This window comes from Amycolatopsis sp. NPDC114505 (assembly GCF_055633615.1).
Genome location: NZ_JBVKDV010000002.1, coordinates 2,148,977 through 2,164,074, shown reverse-complemented (window position 1 = coordinate 2,164,074; position 15,098 = coordinate 2,148,977). Strand labels below are relative to the sequence as shown.

Here is a 15,098-nt window from a genome sequence, read left to right as displayed (position 1 = left end):
CGCTAGCCCCGCGCGGGGCGGGAGCGCTTTCCCGTGGTTGCTGCCGGGCGGTCGTTTATTGCTGGTGCCGCACGGTGGCCCGGTATCCGGAAGGCGAGAGTCCGATTTGGGCCCGGAACGCCGAAGCGAACCGCGACGGCGTCGCGAATCCGCACGTCTGCGCGATTTCCGTGACGGAGAGCTCGCCGCGTTCCAGGTGCCGGCAGGCCCGTTCGACCCGCACGCGGGTCAGGAACCGGTACGGCGTCTGGCCGGTCGCCGTCTTGAAGACGCGCAGGAAGTGAAACGGGCTCAGCTCCGCCGCGGCGGCCATGTCCCCCAGGCTCAGCGGAAGGTGGTGGTTCTCCCGGATGAACTGCACCGCCCGCCGCGTCCGCAGCTCGTCGCGTCCGAGTTCACGCGGTGTGGGCGCTTCGCCGTGGCGGGTCAGCAGGTGGACGGCGAGGAAGGTGGCGGCCGACTCGGCGTAGAGCTCGTCGGCCCCGGCGAGGGCGGCGGCTTTGAGCCCTTCCATGACGGAGGCGAGAACGGGGTCCTCGACGGCGAGCGTGTCCGGCCGCCCGAGCCGGGTGGCGTCCCGACCCCAGAGCTCGAGGGCGGTGCGGTCGATCAGCGCCCCGGGAAGGTGCACATGCGTCGTTTGCAGCCGATCCGTTCCGCACCAGCGGATCCGCGTCGCATGCCCGGGCGCGGTCATCCCGATCGAGCCGGGCCGGTAGTCCGCCCGCCGCCAGCGCGAGCCGTGCAACGACTCGATCGTGGTGGTCCCCTGAGTGACCAGCACGATCGTCTGGTCACCGACGGGCGGCAGGTCGAGCTCGGCTTCCTCGGCGTTGTCCAGCAGCCGCACGAGCACACCGGACCAGCCGTTGTCCCGGCGGCTGCACAGCCGCACCCGGGCAGCGGCCCCGGGATCGAAGGTCAACGCCTCGGACACACGACTCCACGGTGGGGCTCCGGCCGAATACCGACGTGTCGACACTAACAGCCCGGGTCCATGGAGGTTCGAATTTGAACTATGGTGGGAAACATGGGCGGGTTGAGTGCGGAGCAGCAGCGAGCATGGACCGCGTTGCGCACGACGTACGCCCTGCTGCACCAGCGCATGGACCACCACCTCAAGCGCGAGTCGGGGTTGTCGCACCTGCAGTACGAGATCCTGACCCGGTTGGCGTCGGCCCCGGAGCGGGAGCTGCGGATGGCTTCGCTGGCGTGCGCGGTCGGTGGGTCCAAGAGCGGGTTGACCTATCAGGTCGGGCAGCTGGAGCGGGCCGGGTTGGTTCAGCGGCGGACCTGCCCTGGTGATGTGCGGGCGGTTTACGCGGTGCTGACGGAGGAGGGCGTCTCCCGGGTCACGTCGGCAGGGCCGGGGTATGTCGGGTTGGTTCGTGAGCTGCTGGTGGATGTCTTGACTCCGGAGCAGTTGCGGGTGCTGGCCGACGGGCTGGGTGAAGCGAACCGCCGGATGCGGGATTCCGGGGTATCCGAACAACTCGCATCTCCGGAAACAGAGCCCCCGCACTCCTGGGAGTGACAGGACCAGGCACAACCCCCCGACCCGACCTACAGTCGAAAGCATGACCACCGAGCCGAACCTCCTGGGCGACCACCTCCGCGCCCGCCGGGAGCTGCTCACCCCCGCGCAGGCCGGCCTCACCGTCGCCGGCGTGCGGCGGGTTCCCGGGCTGCGGCGGGAAGAAGTCGCCATGCTGGCCGGCATCAGTGCCGACTACTACCTCCGTCTCGAACAAGGCCGCGACCGCAACCCGTCCAGGTCGGTCCTCGAATCCCTGGCCCGCGTACTGCAGCTCGACGACGACACCACGGCCTACCTCATCAGCCTCGCCGAGGCGAAACCCCGGCGCCCGCGGCGGCGGAAGGAGACCGTCCCGCCGAGCATCGTCAAGTTCCTCGCGGCGCTCTCACTTCCCGCGTTCGTCGAAGGCCGGTACCTCGACGTGCTGGCCGCCAACCCGCTCGCCGCGGCGGTCTCGCCTCGACTTGTCGTGGGCGCCAACCGGCTGCGGGATGTCTTCCTCGATCCCGCCGAACAGGCGCTCTTCCCCGACTGGGAGCTCGCCACACGAGGACTCGTCGCCGGTTTCCGGCAGTCCGTCGGCACCGAAACCCATGACCCGCGGTTCATCGAGCTCGTCGGCGAGCTTTCCCTGGCCAGTCCCCGGTTTCGCGAACTGTGGGCACGCCACGACGTCGCGAACCGGCGGGGTGCGACCGTGCGGTTCGACCACCCCGTCGTCGGCGAACTGGTGCTGAACCGGGAAAAGCTGCTCGTCAGCGAGGCCCCGGGACTCGTGCTCGCCGTCTACCACCCCGATCCCGGCACCGACGCCGCCGACAAGCTGGCCCTCCTCGGCTCCGCGAGCCTGCCCGCCGCCACCACCCGTACGACCACCGAACAGGACCACCACGCATGAGCAAGCTCGCACTCGTCACCGGCGCCACCTCCGGGATCGGCCGGGCGTTCGCCGACCGTCTGGCCGCCGATGGTCACGACCTCGTGCTCGTCGGACGGCGGCAGGAACGCCTCGACGAGTTCGCCGCCGCCCACCCCGAGGTCAAGGTCCGTGCCGTCGCCGCCGATCTCTCCACTGACGACGGCATCGACGCCGTCGCGGAGATCGCCGCCACCGAGCCGCTCGACCTGCTCGTCAACAATGCCGGTGTCGCGCACTACATGCCGCTGGCCGACCTGCCCGCCGACAAGGCCCGCGAACTGGTCAAGGTCAAGGTGCTCGCCCCCACGATGCTCGCGCGCGCCGCCGTCGCGGGCATGCAGGAACGCGGCCGGGGCGCCATCGTCAACGTCGCGGGCATGATCGCCTTCAGCGGCCCGGCGCCCCACTCGCAGATGCCGCGGCGCGCCGTCTACGCCGGCTCCCTGGCCCACCTGGTCACGCTGTCGCAGACGCTGAGCGCCGAGCTCGAAGGCACCGGTGTCCAGGTCCAGGTGGTGTGCCCCGGCGTCGTCGCGACGGAGTTCCACGAGCGCCAAGGCCTGGACCTGAGCGCGATCCCGCGGATGAGTGCGGCCGACGTCGTGTCCGCCTCGCTGCGCGGCCTGGAGCTCGGCGAGGTCGTCTGCGCCCCCGGTGTCGAGGACACGGGCCTCCTCGACGCCGTGTTCCGGGCCGACCTCGCCGCTTTCGCGGGCCAGCGCACGGAACTCGCCGGCCGCTACCGGGACGCTCAGATCTCGTAGGTGACCATCGCGAGCCCGACGTTGACGCTCTTGACCCGGATCTCCAGCAGCGACAACGTGTTCGCGGGCCAGCTCACCCGTCCCGTGGCTCCCTTGCCGCAGCCGAGGGACTCCCACGGGCGGGGCTGGCGGACGCTGCCCATCCGGCCGTCCACGCAGCCGCGCTGCTGCGTGCCCGCCTCCACGAACCACGTGACCTCGATGTACCCGCGCCACTGCGGCGGGCTGGTGAAGCTGCACGGTTTGGACACCGCGCCCCACTTCCCGGGGAAGCCCACCGCGTTGCCGCGGCAGAAGACGTCCGAACGGGTCGACGCGGCGGCCGGGACCGACAGCGACACCAGGGTGAGCAGGGCGACGACCAGAACTCCCCAAGATCGTTTCATCGTTCGAGGCTAGCGCCGCCGCGCGCTTTTCCCTGTCACTCGAACGGTTAGGGAACCACCAGCACCGGCCAGTGACCCGCCCGGATGAGTTTCGTCGCGACCGAACCCGCGAAGCGGTGGCCCGCCTTCTGGGACGCGCCGACCACGACGGTGTCGGCCTGGCAGCGGTCGGCCGTGTCGCGCAAGGCCGTGTACGGGTCGCCGAACGTCTTGACCAGCGTCACCGCCACGCGGAGTTCCTCGGCCGCGTCACGCATCTGGTCACGCAGTTCGGCGTAGAGATGCGTCGCCGTGTCGTGTTCCAGCACCGTGGCCACCGCCGGGCGGAGCGGGGCCAGCGGTGCCGGGCAGGCCACGAAGACGACGATGAGCCGGCTGCCCTGGCGGCGTGCCATGCCGAACGCGAACGCCGCCGCCCGCATGGCCGTGTCCGTGCCGTCGATGCCGGCCAGGATGGCGCGCGCCGGGACTTCGCGGCGCGGGCCGAACCGCTCCACAGTGGACTCGAAGGCTCCGGGCCCGCCCATCGTCGTCTCCCCTAGCGCGCTACTGCGCCGGAAACCGGCTCATCGGTCTTCTCCGCCACGTCGATGGTGGTGCGCAACGTGATCGGCTTCAGGAACAGGGCCGCGATCACCCCGACGACGGCCACCGCCGCGGAGATCAGGAAGATGTGCGCGGTCGCGTCGCCGTAGACGGTGTGCACCACCGCCTGCACCTGCGGCGGCAGCGCCTTGAGGTTCAGCGCGCTGACCCCGCCGGTCGACGCCTGCCCCGCCGGCACGTGCAGCGCCGCGGCGAGGTCGGCGGAGACGCGGTTCGCCAGCACCGCCCCGAGTACCGAGACGCCGATCGTGCCGCCGAGCGACCGGAAGAACGTCACCGACGCGCTCGCCGCGCCGAGGTCGCGCAGCGGGACGTCGTTCTGCACGGCCAGCACGAGGTTCTGCATCGTCATGCCAACGCCGATGCCGACGACCGCCATCGCGATGCCGACGATCCACAGTGGCGTCGCGTGGTCGACCGTGCCCAGCCCGAGGAAGCCGAGCACGAGGATCACCGCGCCGGAGACGATGTACGGCTTGATCTTCCCGGTGCGGCTGATCAGCCGTCCGGAGACCGTCGAGGACACGAGCACGCCCGCCATCAGCGGCATGGTCAGCAGGCCGGCTTCGGTGGGCGTGTACCCGCGGCCGATCTGGAAGTACTGGCCGAGGAACACCGCGCCGCCGAACATCGCCATGCCCACCGCGAGGCTCGCGACGATCGCCAGCGCGGGTGTCCGCTGGACGACGATGTGCAGCGGCACCACGGGTTCACGGACCTTCTTTTCGACCACCACGGCGACCGCGAGCAGCACGATCCCGGCCGCGACCATGACGGCGGTCGGCCACGACAGCCAGTCGAACGTGTTGCCCACGAAGGACACCCAGATGAGCAGGACGCTCACGCCGGCGGCGATGAGGCCGGCACCGAGGTAGTCGACGCGGACGTTCTCGCGGCGGACGGTCTCCAGCTTCAGCGTGCGCTGCAGCACGACGAACGCGAGCACCGCGATCGGCACGCCGACGAAGAAGCACCAGCGCCAGCCGAGCCACGGCACGTCGACGATGAGGCCGCCGAGCAGCGGGCCACCGACCGTCGCGACGGCCATGACGGCGCCGAGGTAGCCGTTGTAGCGGCCGCGTTCCCGCGGCGGGATGATCGCGGCGATCACGACCTGGACCAGCGCCTGCAGGCCGCCGACGCCGATGCCCTGGAACGCCCGCGCGGCGATCAGCTGCCCGGTGTCCTGGCTGAAGCCGCTGATCATCGACCCGGCCACGAAGATCACGATCGCGACCTGGACCAGCGTCTTCTTGTTGAACAGGTCGGCGAGCTTGCCCCAGATCGGGGTGGTGGCCGTGGCGGCCAGCAGGGTGGCCGTGACGACCCAGGTGTACTGCGTCTGGGTGCCGTTCAGCGAGCCGATGATCAGCGGCAGCGACGTCGACACGACGGTCGAGCTGATCATGGCCACGAACAGCGCGAGCAGCAGCCCGGACAGGGACTCGAGCACCTCGCGGTGCCGCATCGACCCGGGCGAGCCGGTTGTTTCGGACTTCATGGGATCCCTTCGCACGTTCCGGACCATCATTGCCCACTGGGCAAACTTGCACAATGGGCAATCTATTCCCCGGTCGCTACGCTGGGTCGCATGGACACCCTCGACACGCTCCGCACCCGCAAGAAGGCGGCGACGCGGCAGTCGTTGCACGAGGCCGCGCTGCACCTGGCGATGGAGCGCGGGCTGGACGGTGTGACGGTCGAGGACATCGCCGACGCGGTGGGCGTGTCCCGCCGGACGTTCTCGAACTACTTCACGAACAAGGAAGACGCGATCCTGCACGCCGACCGCGAGCGGACGGGCATGCTGGTGTCCCTGGTGTCCGGCCGGCCGGCGGAGGAGCAGCCGTGGCAGGCGCTGCGGACGGCCAGCCGCGAGCTGTACCACGGGCGGGAGGTCCCGGATCGGGAGTGGGTGGCGCAGCTGCGGTTGCTGCGGCGGCACCCGTCGCTGCTCGCGCAGCAGGCCGGCGACCAGATCACGTTGGAGCGGGACCTGGCCGCGGTGCTGGTCGCCCGGGGGCACGACCTCGACGAGGCATTGGCGCGTCTGATGACGGCGACGTTCCTCGCGGCCGTGCGGACGGCGAGTGTGCTGTGGCTGGAGGATTCGGCGGAGCGGTCGCTGCCGGATCTGGTGGAGGAGCTGCTGGGCCGGGTCAGCTTCAGCTCGGGCGGAACGCCTTGAGCAGGGCTTCCGCGTAGCTTCCGGTCAGCGGCGGCCGGCTGCTGCAGGTCACGTCCGGGTGAAACACCTCGGCTCGTGCGGGCCGGAACCCGCACGAGCCGAGGCCGGGATCAGGCCAGACCCTGCTGCGCCAGCCAGTCCTTCGCCACGTCCGCGGCCTTCTCGCCTTCGGAGTCGACGCGCTTGTTCAGCTCGCGCATCCCCTCCGTCGTGAGCTTCGCGCTCACCGCGTTGACCGCGGCCGTGAAGTCCGCGCCGCGCTCGTCGAGGACCTTCTTGGTCACCGCCGGGACCACGTTCTCGGTCGGCACCATCGCCAGGTCGTCCTTCAGCGCGACGTACTTCGGGTCACCCGCCAGCGGGCTCACCGAGTCGACCGGGATGACCGTGACCGCGCCGGAGTCGAGCTGCTGCGCCCGCGGCCCGAGCTCCTGGACCGTCTGGAACGTCGCGTTCGTCAGCTTGTAGACGTCCGTGAAGCCCTTGAAGCACGTCAGCCGCTTCTCGCACTCCGGGCCACCGGCCAGGACGACCTTGTCGAGCTTCTTCAGGTCGCCGATGGTCGCGAGGCCCTTCGACTGCGCGAGGTCGGCCTTCACGATGTAGGTGTTCTTGTCTTCGGCCGCGGCGTAGTCCAGCAGCGAGACACCGCTGGGCTCGAGCAGCTTCGCCAGCTGCTCGTGCTCGCCCTTGGCGTCCTTCACCGGGTCCGCGCCGAACCCGGCGGCGATCGCCGAGCCCTGGTACTCCGGGATGAACTGCAGCTCACCGGACTTCAGCGACGGGTAGATCAGCTCCCGCGAGCCCAGGTTCAGCTTGCGCGTCACCGGGTAGCCCTTGGCCTCCAGGGCCTGCGCGTAGATCTCGGCCAGGATCTGGCTGTCGGTGAAGTTGAAGGACGCGACGACGATCGGCGCCCCGCCCTTGCCCGCCGCGGCGGGCTTGTCGTCCCCACCGCCGCACGCCGTCAGGCCCAGAGCGGCCACCGCCACCAGCGCGGCCACTCGGATGTTCCGGGTCCAGCCCACGTCCCACACTCCTCAGTCAAGATCGGACGGTCTCCGACCCTAGCCAGACCCACCGACAGAAACCACATACTGGGATTCACGAAGCGAGGTGCTCACGCAGCGTCGAGCCCGCGTATTCGGTGCGGTACCGGCCCTTGCGCTGCAGGATCGGCACCACGTGGTCGACGAACGCGGTCAGCTCGTAGGGCAGCGTCGATCCCATGATGGTGAACCCGTCGACCGCGCCGGCGTCCTGCCAGGTGAGCACGTGGTCGGCGAGCTGCTCGGGCGTCCCGACGAAGTGGACCTGCCCGGCTCCCCCGGTGATCGCCGCCGCGATCTCGCGCAGCGGGGCGTCCGGACGCTCCCGGGCCGCCGCCGCGAGCTGCTGCAGGCGCGAAGACCCGCCTTCGGCCCGCAGCTCGGCGGGCAGCGGGGCGTCCGGGTCGAACGCGTCCGGGTCGAGACCGGCGGTGTACAGCGCGTTCTGCCAGCGGAACTCCGGGCTGGCCAGCTCCTCGAGCCGCTCCGCCCGGGCCTTCGCCTCGGCCTCGGTGCCGCCGAGGGTCACCATCAGGGCGGGCAGGACGCGCACCCGCCGAGGGTCCCGGCCCGCCGCGACGACCTGGGCATCCAGCTCGGCGCGGAACTTCACCGCCGCCTCCAGCGACGGCGGGCCGGAGAACACCAGCTCCGCGTACCGGGCGGCGAGCCCGATCCCGGCGGCCGACTGTCCCGCCTGGACGAGCACCGGGTGGCCCTGCGGCGACCGCGGGAACGGCAGCACGCCTTCGACGTCGTAGAACTTGCCGTGGAAGCGCGGCGCGTGCAGCTTGGCGCGGTCGGCCCAGACGCCGTTCTCGCGGTCGCCGACGATCGCGTCGTCGTCCCAGCTGTCCCACGCCCGGGTGACGACGTCGACGAACTCGTGCGCGCGCTCGTACCGGTCGGCGTGGTCGGGGTGGGCCTTCTCGCCGAAGTTGGCCGCGGCGAGCGAGGTGATGGTGGTGACGATGTTCCAGCCGGCGCGCCCGCCGCTGAGGTGATCGAGCGTCGCGAACCGGCGGGCGAGCTCCCACGGCTTGTTGTAGGTCGTCGAGCCCGTCCCGATCAGGCCGATCTTCTCGGTGACCGCGGCCAGCGCCGACAGCACCGAGATCGGGTCGAACTGCGTCTGCGGCAGGTGGGTGGCGCGGTACTCGGCGATGGCGATGTTGTCGGCCAGGAAGATCGAGTCCATCAGGCCGCGCTCGGCCGTCTTCGCGATGTTCGCGTAGTACGGCAGCCCGAGCACCCCGCGGACGTCGTCCTCGACGACCCGCCACGCGGACTCGTGGTAGCCGTTCGGCCAGATGAAAGCGTTGAAGTGCAGGGAATCTCCGGTCACAGCGCGGCTCCTTCGATGGTGGCGGCCGCGTCGGCGGCGGTGCGCCCGTGGACGGCGGGGCGGCCGCCGTACGGGTCCTGGTCCGTCCAGAGTGCCGTGGGCGCGGCCGCGCGCACCACGGGGACGACTTCGGCGGCGAAGCGCTCGAGCATGGCGAGCTGCTGCTCGTGCGGGAGCATGGTCGGCAGGCTGAAGGACTGCAGGTCGTGCCCGAACGCCTCGTGCCACCACAGGATCTTCTCGGCGATCTGCTGCGGGCTGCCGACCAGCACCGGCCCGCGCGCGATCGCGTCGTCGATGGTCGGGAACTCCATCGCGTTGCCCGGCGTGTGGTTCCCGGGCTGGTTGAAGAAGGCGACGATCTTCTCGTAGGTCGGGCCGAACGCCTCCCGCGCCTCCTGCGTCGTGTCGGCCAGGTAGAGGAAGCCCGCCCCGGCGCCGACGAAGGCGAACCGCGGGTCGTGGCCGTGCTCGGCGTACTGCTTGCGGTAGTGCTCGATCAGCACGGTGTAGTTGTCGCGCGGCTGGATCGCGTTGGCCGAGAAGAGCGGGTCGCCCCACTTCGCGGCCAGCTCGGCCGAGGTCGCGGTGGTCGCCGAGCCGTGCCAGATCCGCGGCGCGCCGGCGAACGGGCGGGGCAGGCTGGTCACCTCGGCCAGCGGGCCGCGGAACCGGCCCTCCCAGGTGACGTCCTCTTCGCGCCAGAGCCGGCGCAGCAGCTCGTACTTCTCGGCGAGCGCGTCCCACTGGTCGCCGTTCGTGATGCCGAACATCGGCAGCTGGCGCAGCTCGTTGCCCTTGCCGATCACCAGCTCGAGCCGGCCGCGCGAGAGCTGGTCGACGGTGGCGTAGTCCTCGGCCACCCGCAGCGGGTCGTGCACCGACAGGACCGAGACGCCGGTCTGGATCCGGACCCGGCTGGTCGTCGCGGCGATCGCGCCCAGCAGCACGGTGACGCCGCTGCTCAGGAAGTGACCCGCGTGCCGTTCACCGAGCGCGACGGCGTCGAAGCCGAACTCCTCCGCGTACCGCGCCGACGTCAACGCCTGGGAGAAACGCTCGTCGGGGCGGACCAGCCGGCCGGTCACCGGGTTGGTCAGGTGGGGCAGGATGTCCAGAACCTGGAATCTCATGGGGGTGGCTCCGTGCTCGCGCTTGTCCGTTCCTGGTCAAGCCCGATCTTCGCGAAGCTATTCCCGGACGCGCGCGCGTTCCACATGCTGAACGCCTCGCCGTCCCGGCGCGGGGACGGCGAGGCGCCGGGTCAGCTCACGTTCTTCAGGAACAGCGACTTCGCCGTGCTGGTCTTCGACGCGTCCACGCCGTGCCCGCCGGTGTAGTCCCGCTGCTCGTTGTGCGCCCAGTCCGTGATCGGCCGGCCGCCGACGTCCAGGTGGTGGAACGCGGTGCCGTCCCAGCCGAACTGGTAGATCCGGTTGTGGTCCGGGTAGTACGGCGTGTACGCCGCGCCGGCGGTGAGCTGCTTGGTCATGGTGTTGTCGAAGAAGACGTTGCGCGGGCCCGAAGAGCCGGACCACTTGACCGCCTTCTGGCCCGTGGACCAGTAGATCGGGAACCACGACGAGTCGTCCGGGGCGTCGCCGCCTTCGTCACCGCAGTGGGCGGTGCAGTTGCCCGAACGGTGGGCGAAGGACACCCGGTTGGTGTTCAGCTCGAACAGGTTGTCGCGTTCGTAGCCGCCGTGGATGTTGAAATCCGAGTCGATGTCGTTGCCGATCACGACGTTGCCCGACGCCGACCACTGGAACGTGAAGTGCCGCAGGTCGCGGGTGGTGTTGCCGGCGTAGAGCGAGTCCCAGACGCGGGAGCCGCGGAAGTAGCCGTTGCCGCCCTTGCCCTTGTTCCACGAGCCGTCCATCTCGTTGTTCACGATCTGGAGGTTCTTGGCTTCCTCGGTGACGATCGGGTGCGAGCCGGTCATGATCGCGTGCGTGCCGCGGACCCAGGAGTTCGCGGCCCACTTGAACACGATGCCCTGCATGGCCAGCGACGGCGCGAGGTTGCCGTAGTTGTCCTTCGCCTGCTCCTGGGTGACCCCGGGCGGGGCGTCCTGGGTGAAGGAGAAGTCCTCGAAGCCGACCCCGACGACCGGATCCACGATCGGCGACGCCTTGGACGCGTAGGTCGCGCCGTCGATCGGGGCCGAACCGTCCGAAGTGGAGTCGACCGGCACGTCGTACTCGAGCGGCTTGTCGATGGACACCGTGTGGTTCTTGGTGTCGAGGGCGGTGATGGTGAACCACTGCTGGCGCATGTGGAGGTTCTGCAACGGCCAGGTCGTGGGGACGGCGTTCATCGACTGGTAGAACTTCATCGTGTTGGCGGCGCGGATGTTGATGAAACCGCCGACCTTCATGTTCGTGGTCTTGGCGCTGGTGGCCAGGTAGACGGTCCTGTCGCCGGTCCGCGCCGCGAAGCCCTGGTCACCGGGCTTCTCCCGCAGCTTCGCGCCCGCCTTCCAGTGGACGTTGATCGTGCCCTCGAAGATGTCCTTGCGGTTGGCCGGGGCGCTCTTGTACTGACTGGCGTAGCCGGGATCGACGCCGCGCGACTGCACGCGGAACAGGCCGCGGCCCGGCCACAGCCAGCCGCCGGAACCGTCCTCGTAGGTCATCTCGTGCTGGTCCCACTGGTCGCCGTCCGGGGTCACGACGTCGTACTCGGTGTTCTTGTCCGGCTTGAAGAGGAACTTCGTCCTGTCCATGCCGGCGCCGCGCAGGATCAGGTAGTTCGCGTCGACGTGGATCTCGTGGGTGACGTTCAGGGTGCCGGCCGGGAAGGCGATCAGGCTCAGCTTGGTGTAGCTGCCCGAGGGCGAGCACGACGAGTGGATCTTGTCGATGGCCGCCTGGATACCGGCGGTGTCGTCGACGCCGTCGTCCGGCTTGACCTTGTAGGTGGCGGCGAGCTGAGCGGCGGTGATCGTGCAGCTCGCGCTCGGGTTGACCGCGTCGGGGCCGGGCAGGTTCTGGCCGCCGCGGAAGCCGGCCTTGCTCCAGTCGTAGAGGCCGGGCACCGGGGCGGCGCGGTTGCCGGCCGAGGTGTCGAGCGTGGTGAGGGCGCCGGGACCGGGTGCCGCGGCCGACGGGCTCAGGCCGCCGAAACCGGCCGCGGCGCACGCGGCGACGGCCACGATCGCGACGGTTTTCTTGCGTGACAAGGGAACCTCCGAACATGTCGAGCCCGCGGGCTCGCGTGGGAGCACGCCGGGATCGGGCGTGCGTGACTCGTCCGGGAAGGGTGACCCGCGGATGCGGCCGGCCGCCGGCGTGACCCGTCCGGCGGTGTTACGGCCGAGCGGCGGCCGTCGATGCGGGGATGCGCTGTGCGGGGAAGGACTCGGCGCGCGAGGCGATCGCCTGTCTGGTCAAAGGATCCTCCGTAGCTGACTGGTTTTCACCAGGACTGCTTGAAGGCGGCGGTGACCCGACCATACAAGTCGGCCGCCAGTTAGTAAAGTAACCTTCCGAATACCGAGCGTCTCGCATCCAGTGAACCGCACGTGACCTGCGTCACTTACCGGGCGTGATCCCGGAACCCGTTCCCGCACCGGTGAGAACAGCAGATGACACTCTGCGCAGCGAGAGGCGGGCGATGACCCCGGAAGACACCGAAGCCGACGACGACGCGAGCGTGATCGCGCGGTCGCGGCAGGAGCCGAGCCTGTTCGCGGTCATCTTCGACCGCCACGCCCGGCACATCCACCGCTACCTGGTCCGGCGGCTGGGCCCGACCGCGGCGGACGACGTCCTCGCGGACACCTTCCTCATCGCGTTCGGCAAGCGCGCGAAGTTCGACCTCACGCGGCCGGACGCCCGGCCCTGGCTCTACGGCATCGCCACCAACCTCGTCTCGCGCCGGTGGCGGGCCGAAGTGCGGGAGCTGAAGCTCCGCCTGGCCGTCGGGCCGCCCGCCGTGGACGACGGCCACGCCGACCGGGTCGCCGACCGGGTCAGTGCCCAGGCGCTGGGCGCGGACCTCGACCGGGCGCTGGCCGCCTTGCGCCCGCGCGAGCGGGACGTCCTGCTGCTCGTCGCCGCGGAAGGGCTGGGCTACCAGGAGGTCGCCGAAGCGCTGGGCATCCCCGTCGGCACCGTGAAATCGCGGCTCAACCGCGCCCGCACCCGCGTCCGCGCCGAGCTCGGCGCCCTCGACCTCGTGAAGGAGACCTTCAGCCATGGATGAGCTCGACCTGATCCGCGACCGCGCGGACACCATCGGCTTCGCGCCGGCGGAGCACCTCACCCCGGCCCGGGAGCGGCTGCTGGCCACGGCCCGCGGCGAACGGCCGCACCGGTCCCGGCGCCTGTTCTGGGCCGCCGGCGCCTCGATCGGCCTGGCCGCGGCGATCACGGCGGTCGTCGCGCTCGCGCCGGCCGATCGGGTGGGCATCGGCGCCGGCGTCGCGCACGCCGACCCGGTCAAGGTGCTGACCGAAGCGGCGAGCAGCGCCCTGAAGGAGCCGGCCAAGCCGCCGCGTCCGGATCAGTTCCTGTACGTGAAGACCGAATACGCCATTCCCCCCGACCGCGAGGTCTGGCTCTCGGTCGACGGCACCCGGGACAGCCTGATCGGCAGCGTCAAGGAAGGTGGCTGCCGCGACGGCAAGGCGCCGATGTACGGCACGAACGACCCCCGCGCGGAAGGGACGCTCGAGGACTGCCTACCCGAGTCGGTCTACCGGACGGACCTGCCGACGACGGCCGACGCGATGCTGGCCTACCTCTACGGAAAGGAGGCCGATCGCGACGGCCGGGCCACCTACATCGGCAAGGCCGTCTACACCCTCGCCTACGAGCAGGTCCTCCAGCCGGCGTCCTACGCGGCGCTGTTCGAGGCGGCGGCGAAGGTGCCGGGCCTGACGGCCCTGGACCACGTCACCGACGGCGCCGGCCGCCCGGGCGTCGGGATCAGGTTTCCGGTGCCCCCGGGCTCCTCGCCGAAGGCGCAGCCGATCGTGCTGGTTTTCGACGCCACGACGTACCAGTTCCTCGGTACCGAGGACAGCGCCGTGATGGTGAAGACCTACGTCGACGAGGTGGGGCAACGCCCCTGAGCTCAGCCCGGGTCCCGGAGGCCATCGTGGAAGGTCGCGAACGCCGACACCGGCTCGCGCGTCGTGCGGTGCTCGCTCAGCCGATGCCCTTCGTCGGCGTACCCCAGCGCCACTCCGCAGACGATCACGTGGTCGTCCGGAATGTCGACGTGCCGGCGCAGGACCGGGTGGTAGTCGATCAGCGACGCCTGCGCGCACGTGTGCAGCCCCGCCCCGCGCGCCGCCAGCATCAGTGCCTGCAGGAACAGGCCCGCGTCGACCAGCGCTCCCTCCAGCGGCAGCCGGCTGACCGTCAGGACCATGCCGACCGGTGCGCCGAAGAAGTCGTAGTTGCGCCGGTGGTGGCCGAGACGGCCGGCCGTGTCGCCGGGCTCGATGCCGAGCGCGTCCCGGTAGAGACCTTCGCCGAAGCGGCGCCGGCGTGAGCGGAACGGCTCCCGCCACTGGTCCGCGCCGGGCTGGTAGGCGAACTCCCCCGCCGAGCGGCGGCCCTCGTCGTGCGCGCACAACAGGTCCGCGCTCAGCGCCCGCTTCGCCGCGCCGGTCAGCACGTGCACCCGCCACGGCTGGCAGTTGGAGTTGCTGGCCGAGCGCGCCGCCAGGTCCAGCAGCCGCTCGAGCTCCGCGCGGGGCACCGGGTCCGGCCGGAACGCCCGGCAGCTGCGCCGCGTCAGCAGCGCCTCCTCGACGGTGCTCACTCGGCCGGCGGCGTGATGTCGTAGGAGATCCGGCCCGCCGGCAGGTAGAAGAGGGCGATCAGGGCGCCGCCCTTGACCTCCGGGTAGTGGTGGCTGCCCGGGCCCGGCGCGGTCCAGCCCGGGCCGCTCCAGCCGCGCGGGCCCATCAGCTTCGCGCCCGCGTCGAGCGGCACCACCAGGTTGAGCTCGCCGTACGGGTGCTGGTGGTACTGCCCGCGGTAGGGCTCGGCGCTGTCCATGTACACGGCGGTGACGCTGAAGTAGCTGAGCACGTCCTGGGGGTCGGCGATCCGGCTGCGCCGGTACTTCGGGCCGTCGACCTCGATGTTCGCCGCCCAGCCGGCCCGGACGCCGTCGGTGATCATGCGCGCGAGGTCGTCGTACAGCGGGCTGCCGGGGCCGTGGTGCTCGTTGAGCCAGTCCTCCAGTTCCCCGCCCGCGGTCCGGTTCTTGACGTCGTCGAGAAAGGGGATGCTGCGGTCGATCAGCTGCTGGGCGGTGGTCATCGTGGGGCTCCTTCCGGGTGGTG

16 protein-coding genes are annotated in these 15,098 nt (G+C 70.7%); 6 read left to right on the top strand and 10 right to left on the bottom strand.

The window, feature by feature from the left end; genetic code table 11:
• Positions 1–55: 55 nt before the first annotated feature.
• Positions 56–937: a helix-turn-helix domain-containing protein gene (locus ACZ7OU_RS28100; protein ID WP_470257413.1), complete on the bottom strand. Its 882-nt coding sequence runs from the start codon at positions 935–937 to the stop codon at positions 56–58.
• Between the two features lie 93 nt (positions 938–1,030).
• Here ACZ7OU_RS28100 and ACZ7OU_RS28095 point away from each other — a divergent pair, with 93 nt between their 5' ends.
• The 3 genes from ACZ7OU_RS28095 to ACZ7OU_RS28085 are packed head-to-tail and all read left to right on the top strand — an operon-like array spanning position 1,031 to position 3,220.
• The gene (locus ACZ7OU_RS28095; RefSeq protein ID WP_470257412.1) at positions 1,031–1,534 is read left to right on the top strand and encodes a MarR family winged helix-turn-helix transcriptional regulator; all 504 of its coding nucleotides are present in this window, start codon (positions 1,031–1,033) and stop codon (positions 1,532–1,534) included.
• 43 nt (positions 1,535–1,577) lie between these two features.
• A complete protein-coding gene (locus ACZ7OU_RS28090; protein WP_470257411.1) occupies positions 1,578–2,435 on the top strand; it encodes a helix-turn-helix domain-containing protein in 858 nt (285 codons plus the stop codon).
• The gene (locus ACZ7OU_RS28085) at positions 2,432–3,220 is read left to right on the top strand and encodes an SDR family NAD(P)-dependent oxidoreductase (protein WP_470237083.1); all 789 of its coding nucleotides are present in this window, start codon (positions 2,432–2,434) and stop codon (positions 3,218–3,220) included. The genes ACZ7OU_RS28090 and ACZ7OU_RS28085 overlap by 4 nt, the downstream gene beginning before the upstream one ends.
• Here ACZ7OU_RS28085 and ACZ7OU_RS28080 read toward each other — a convergent pair.
• The 3 genes from ACZ7OU_RS28080 to ACZ7OU_RS28070 are packed head-to-tail and all read right to left on the bottom strand — an operon-like array spanning position 3,208 to position 5,713.
• Positions 3,208–3,606 (bottom strand): hypothetical protein, encoded by a 399-nt coding sequence (locus ACZ7OU_RS28080; RefSeq protein ID WP_470237084.1) that lies wholly within the window; start codon positions 3,604–3,606, stop codon positions 3,208–3,210. The two genes, ACZ7OU_RS28085 and ACZ7OU_RS28080, sit on opposite strands and share 13 nt — an antisense overlap.
• Positions 3,607–3,653: 47 nt before the next feature.
• A complete protein-coding gene (locus ACZ7OU_RS28075) occupies positions 3,654–4,133 on the bottom strand; it encodes a universal stress protein (protein WP_470237085.1) in 480 nt (159 codons plus the stop codon).
• A gap of 11 nt (positions 4,134–4,144) precedes the next feature.
• A complete protein-coding gene (locus ACZ7OU_RS28070) occupies positions 4,145–5,713 on the bottom strand; it encodes an MDR family MFS transporter (protein WP_470257410.1) in 1,569 nt (522 codons plus the stop codon).
• A gap of 90 nt (positions 5,714–5,803) precedes the next feature.
• Between ACZ7OU_RS28070 and ACZ7OU_RS28065 the strand changes: the two genes are divergently transcribed.
• Entirely contained in the window at positions 5,804–6,400 is a 597-nt protein-coding gene (locus ACZ7OU_RS28065; protein ID WP_470257409.1) for a TetR/AcrR family transcriptional regulator, read from the top strand.
• A gap of 110 nt (positions 6,401–6,510) precedes the next feature.
• On the opposite strand, the gene ACZ7OU_RS28060 is transcribed toward ACZ7OU_RS28065, so the two are convergent.
• From ACZ7OU_RS28060 to ACZ7OU_RS28045, 4 genes are all read right to left on the bottom strand, one after another.
• Positions 6,511–7,428 (bottom strand): ABC transporter substrate-binding protein, encoded by a 918-nt coding sequence (locus tag ACZ7OU_RS28060; protein ID WP_470237088.1) that lies wholly within the window; start codon positions 7,426–7,428, stop codon positions 6,511–6,513.
• 76 nt (positions 7,429–7,504) lie between these two features.
• Entirely contained in the window at positions 7,505–8,794 is a 1,290-nt protein-coding gene (locus ACZ7OU_RS28055) for an LLM class flavin-dependent oxidoreductase (RefSeq protein WP_470257408.1), read from the bottom strand.
• Positions 8,791–9,927: an LLM class flavin-dependent oxidoreductase gene (locus ACZ7OU_RS28050; protein WP_470257407.1), complete on the bottom strand. Its 1,137-nt coding sequence runs from the start codon at positions 9,925–9,927 to the stop codon at positions 8,791–8,793. The genes ACZ7OU_RS28055 and ACZ7OU_RS28050 overlap by 4 nt, the downstream gene beginning before the upstream one ends.
• A gap of 131 nt (positions 9,928–10,058) precedes the next feature.
• The gene (locus ACZ7OU_RS28045; RefSeq protein WP_470257406.1) at positions 10,059–11,975 is read right to left on the bottom strand and encodes a hypothetical protein; all 1,917 of its coding nucleotides are present in this window, start codon (positions 11,973–11,975) and stop codon (positions 10,059–10,061) included.
• Between the two features lie 434 nt (positions 11,976–12,409).
• On the opposite strand from ACZ7OU_RS28045, the gene ACZ7OU_RS28040 reads away from it, so the two are divergent.
• Together ACZ7OU_RS28040 and ACZ7OU_RS28035 are read left to right on the top strand one after the other, a co-directional pair.
• Entirely contained in the window at positions 12,410–13,000 is a 591-nt protein-coding gene (locus ACZ7OU_RS28040; protein ID WP_470237092.1) for an RNA polymerase sigma factor, read from the top strand.
• Positions 12,993–13,871 carry a CU044_5270 family protein gene (locus ACZ7OU_RS28035; RefSeq protein WP_470257405.1) on the top strand — a complete coding sequence of 293 codons (879 nt, stop codon included), beginning with the start codon at positions 12,993–12,995 and terminating at the stop codon, positions 13,869–13,871. Before ACZ7OU_RS28040 ends, ACZ7OU_RS28035 begins: the two co-directional genes overlap by 8 nt.
• 2 nt (positions 13,872–13,873) lie before the next feature.
• Here ACZ7OU_RS28035 and ACZ7OU_RS28030 read toward each other — a convergent pair whose 3' ends face one another.
• Positions 13,874–14,569 (bottom strand): nitroreductase, encoded by a 696-nt coding sequence (locus ACZ7OU_RS28030; RefSeq protein ID WP_470257404.1) that lies wholly within the window; start codon positions 14,567–14,569, stop codon positions 13,874–13,876.
• The gene (locus ACZ7OU_RS28025; RefSeq protein WP_470257403.1) at positions 14,566–15,075 is read right to left on the bottom strand and encodes a DUF4863 family protein; all 510 of its coding nucleotides are present in this window, start codon (positions 15,073–15,075) and stop codon (positions 14,566–14,568) included. Before ACZ7OU_RS28025 ends, ACZ7OU_RS28030 begins: the two co-directional genes overlap by 4 nt.
• Positions 15,076–15,098: the final 23 nt, after the last annotated feature.

Bases quoted from the DNA above. Each gene is read 5' to 3' on its own strand.
- ACZ7OU_RS28095 (WP_470257412.1), top strand. From the start codon at position 1,031: ATGGGCGGGTTGAGTGCGGAGCAGCAGCGAGCATGGACCGCGTTGCGC.
- ACZ7OU_RS28090 (WP_470257411.1), top strand. From the start codon at position 1,578: ATGACCACCGAGCCGAACCTCCTGGGCGACCACCTCCGCGCCCGCCGG.
- ACZ7OU_RS28085 (WP_470237083.1), top strand. From the start codon at position 2,432: ATGAGCAAGCTCGCACTCGTCACCGGCGCCACCTCCGGGATCGGCCGG.
- ACZ7OU_RS28080 (WP_470237084.1), bottom strand. From the start codon at position 3,606: ATGAAACGATCTTGGGGAGTTCTGGTCGTCGCCCTGCTCACCCTGGTG.
- ACZ7OU_RS28075 (WP_470237085.1), bottom strand. From the start codon at position 4,133: ATGGGCGGGCCCGGAGCCTTCGAGTCCACTGTGGAGCGGTTCGGCCCG.
- ACZ7OU_RS28070 (WP_470257410.1), bottom strand. From the start codon at position 5,713: ATGAAGTCCGAAACAACCGGCTCGCCCGGGTCGATGCGGCACCGCGAG.
- ACZ7OU_RS28065 (WP_470257409.1), top strand. From the start codon at position 5,804: ATGGACACCCTCGACACGCTCCGCACCCGCAAGAAGGCGGCGACGCGG.
- ACZ7OU_RS28050 (WP_470257407.1), bottom strand. From the start codon at position 9,927: ATGAGATTCCAGGTTCTGGACATCCTGCCCCACCTGACCAACCCGGTG.
- ACZ7OU_RS28040 (WP_470237092.1), top strand. From the start codon at position 12,410: ATGACCCCGGAAGACACCGAAGCCGACGACGACGCGAGCGTGATCGCG.
- ACZ7OU_RS28035 (WP_470257405.1), top strand. From the start codon at position 12,993: ATGGATGAGCTCGACCTGATCCGCGACCGCGCGGACACCATCGGCTTC.
- ACZ7OU_RS28025 (WP_470257403.1), bottom strand. From the start codon at position 15,075: ATGACCACCGCCCAGCAGCTGATCGACCGCAGCATCCCCTTTCTCGAC.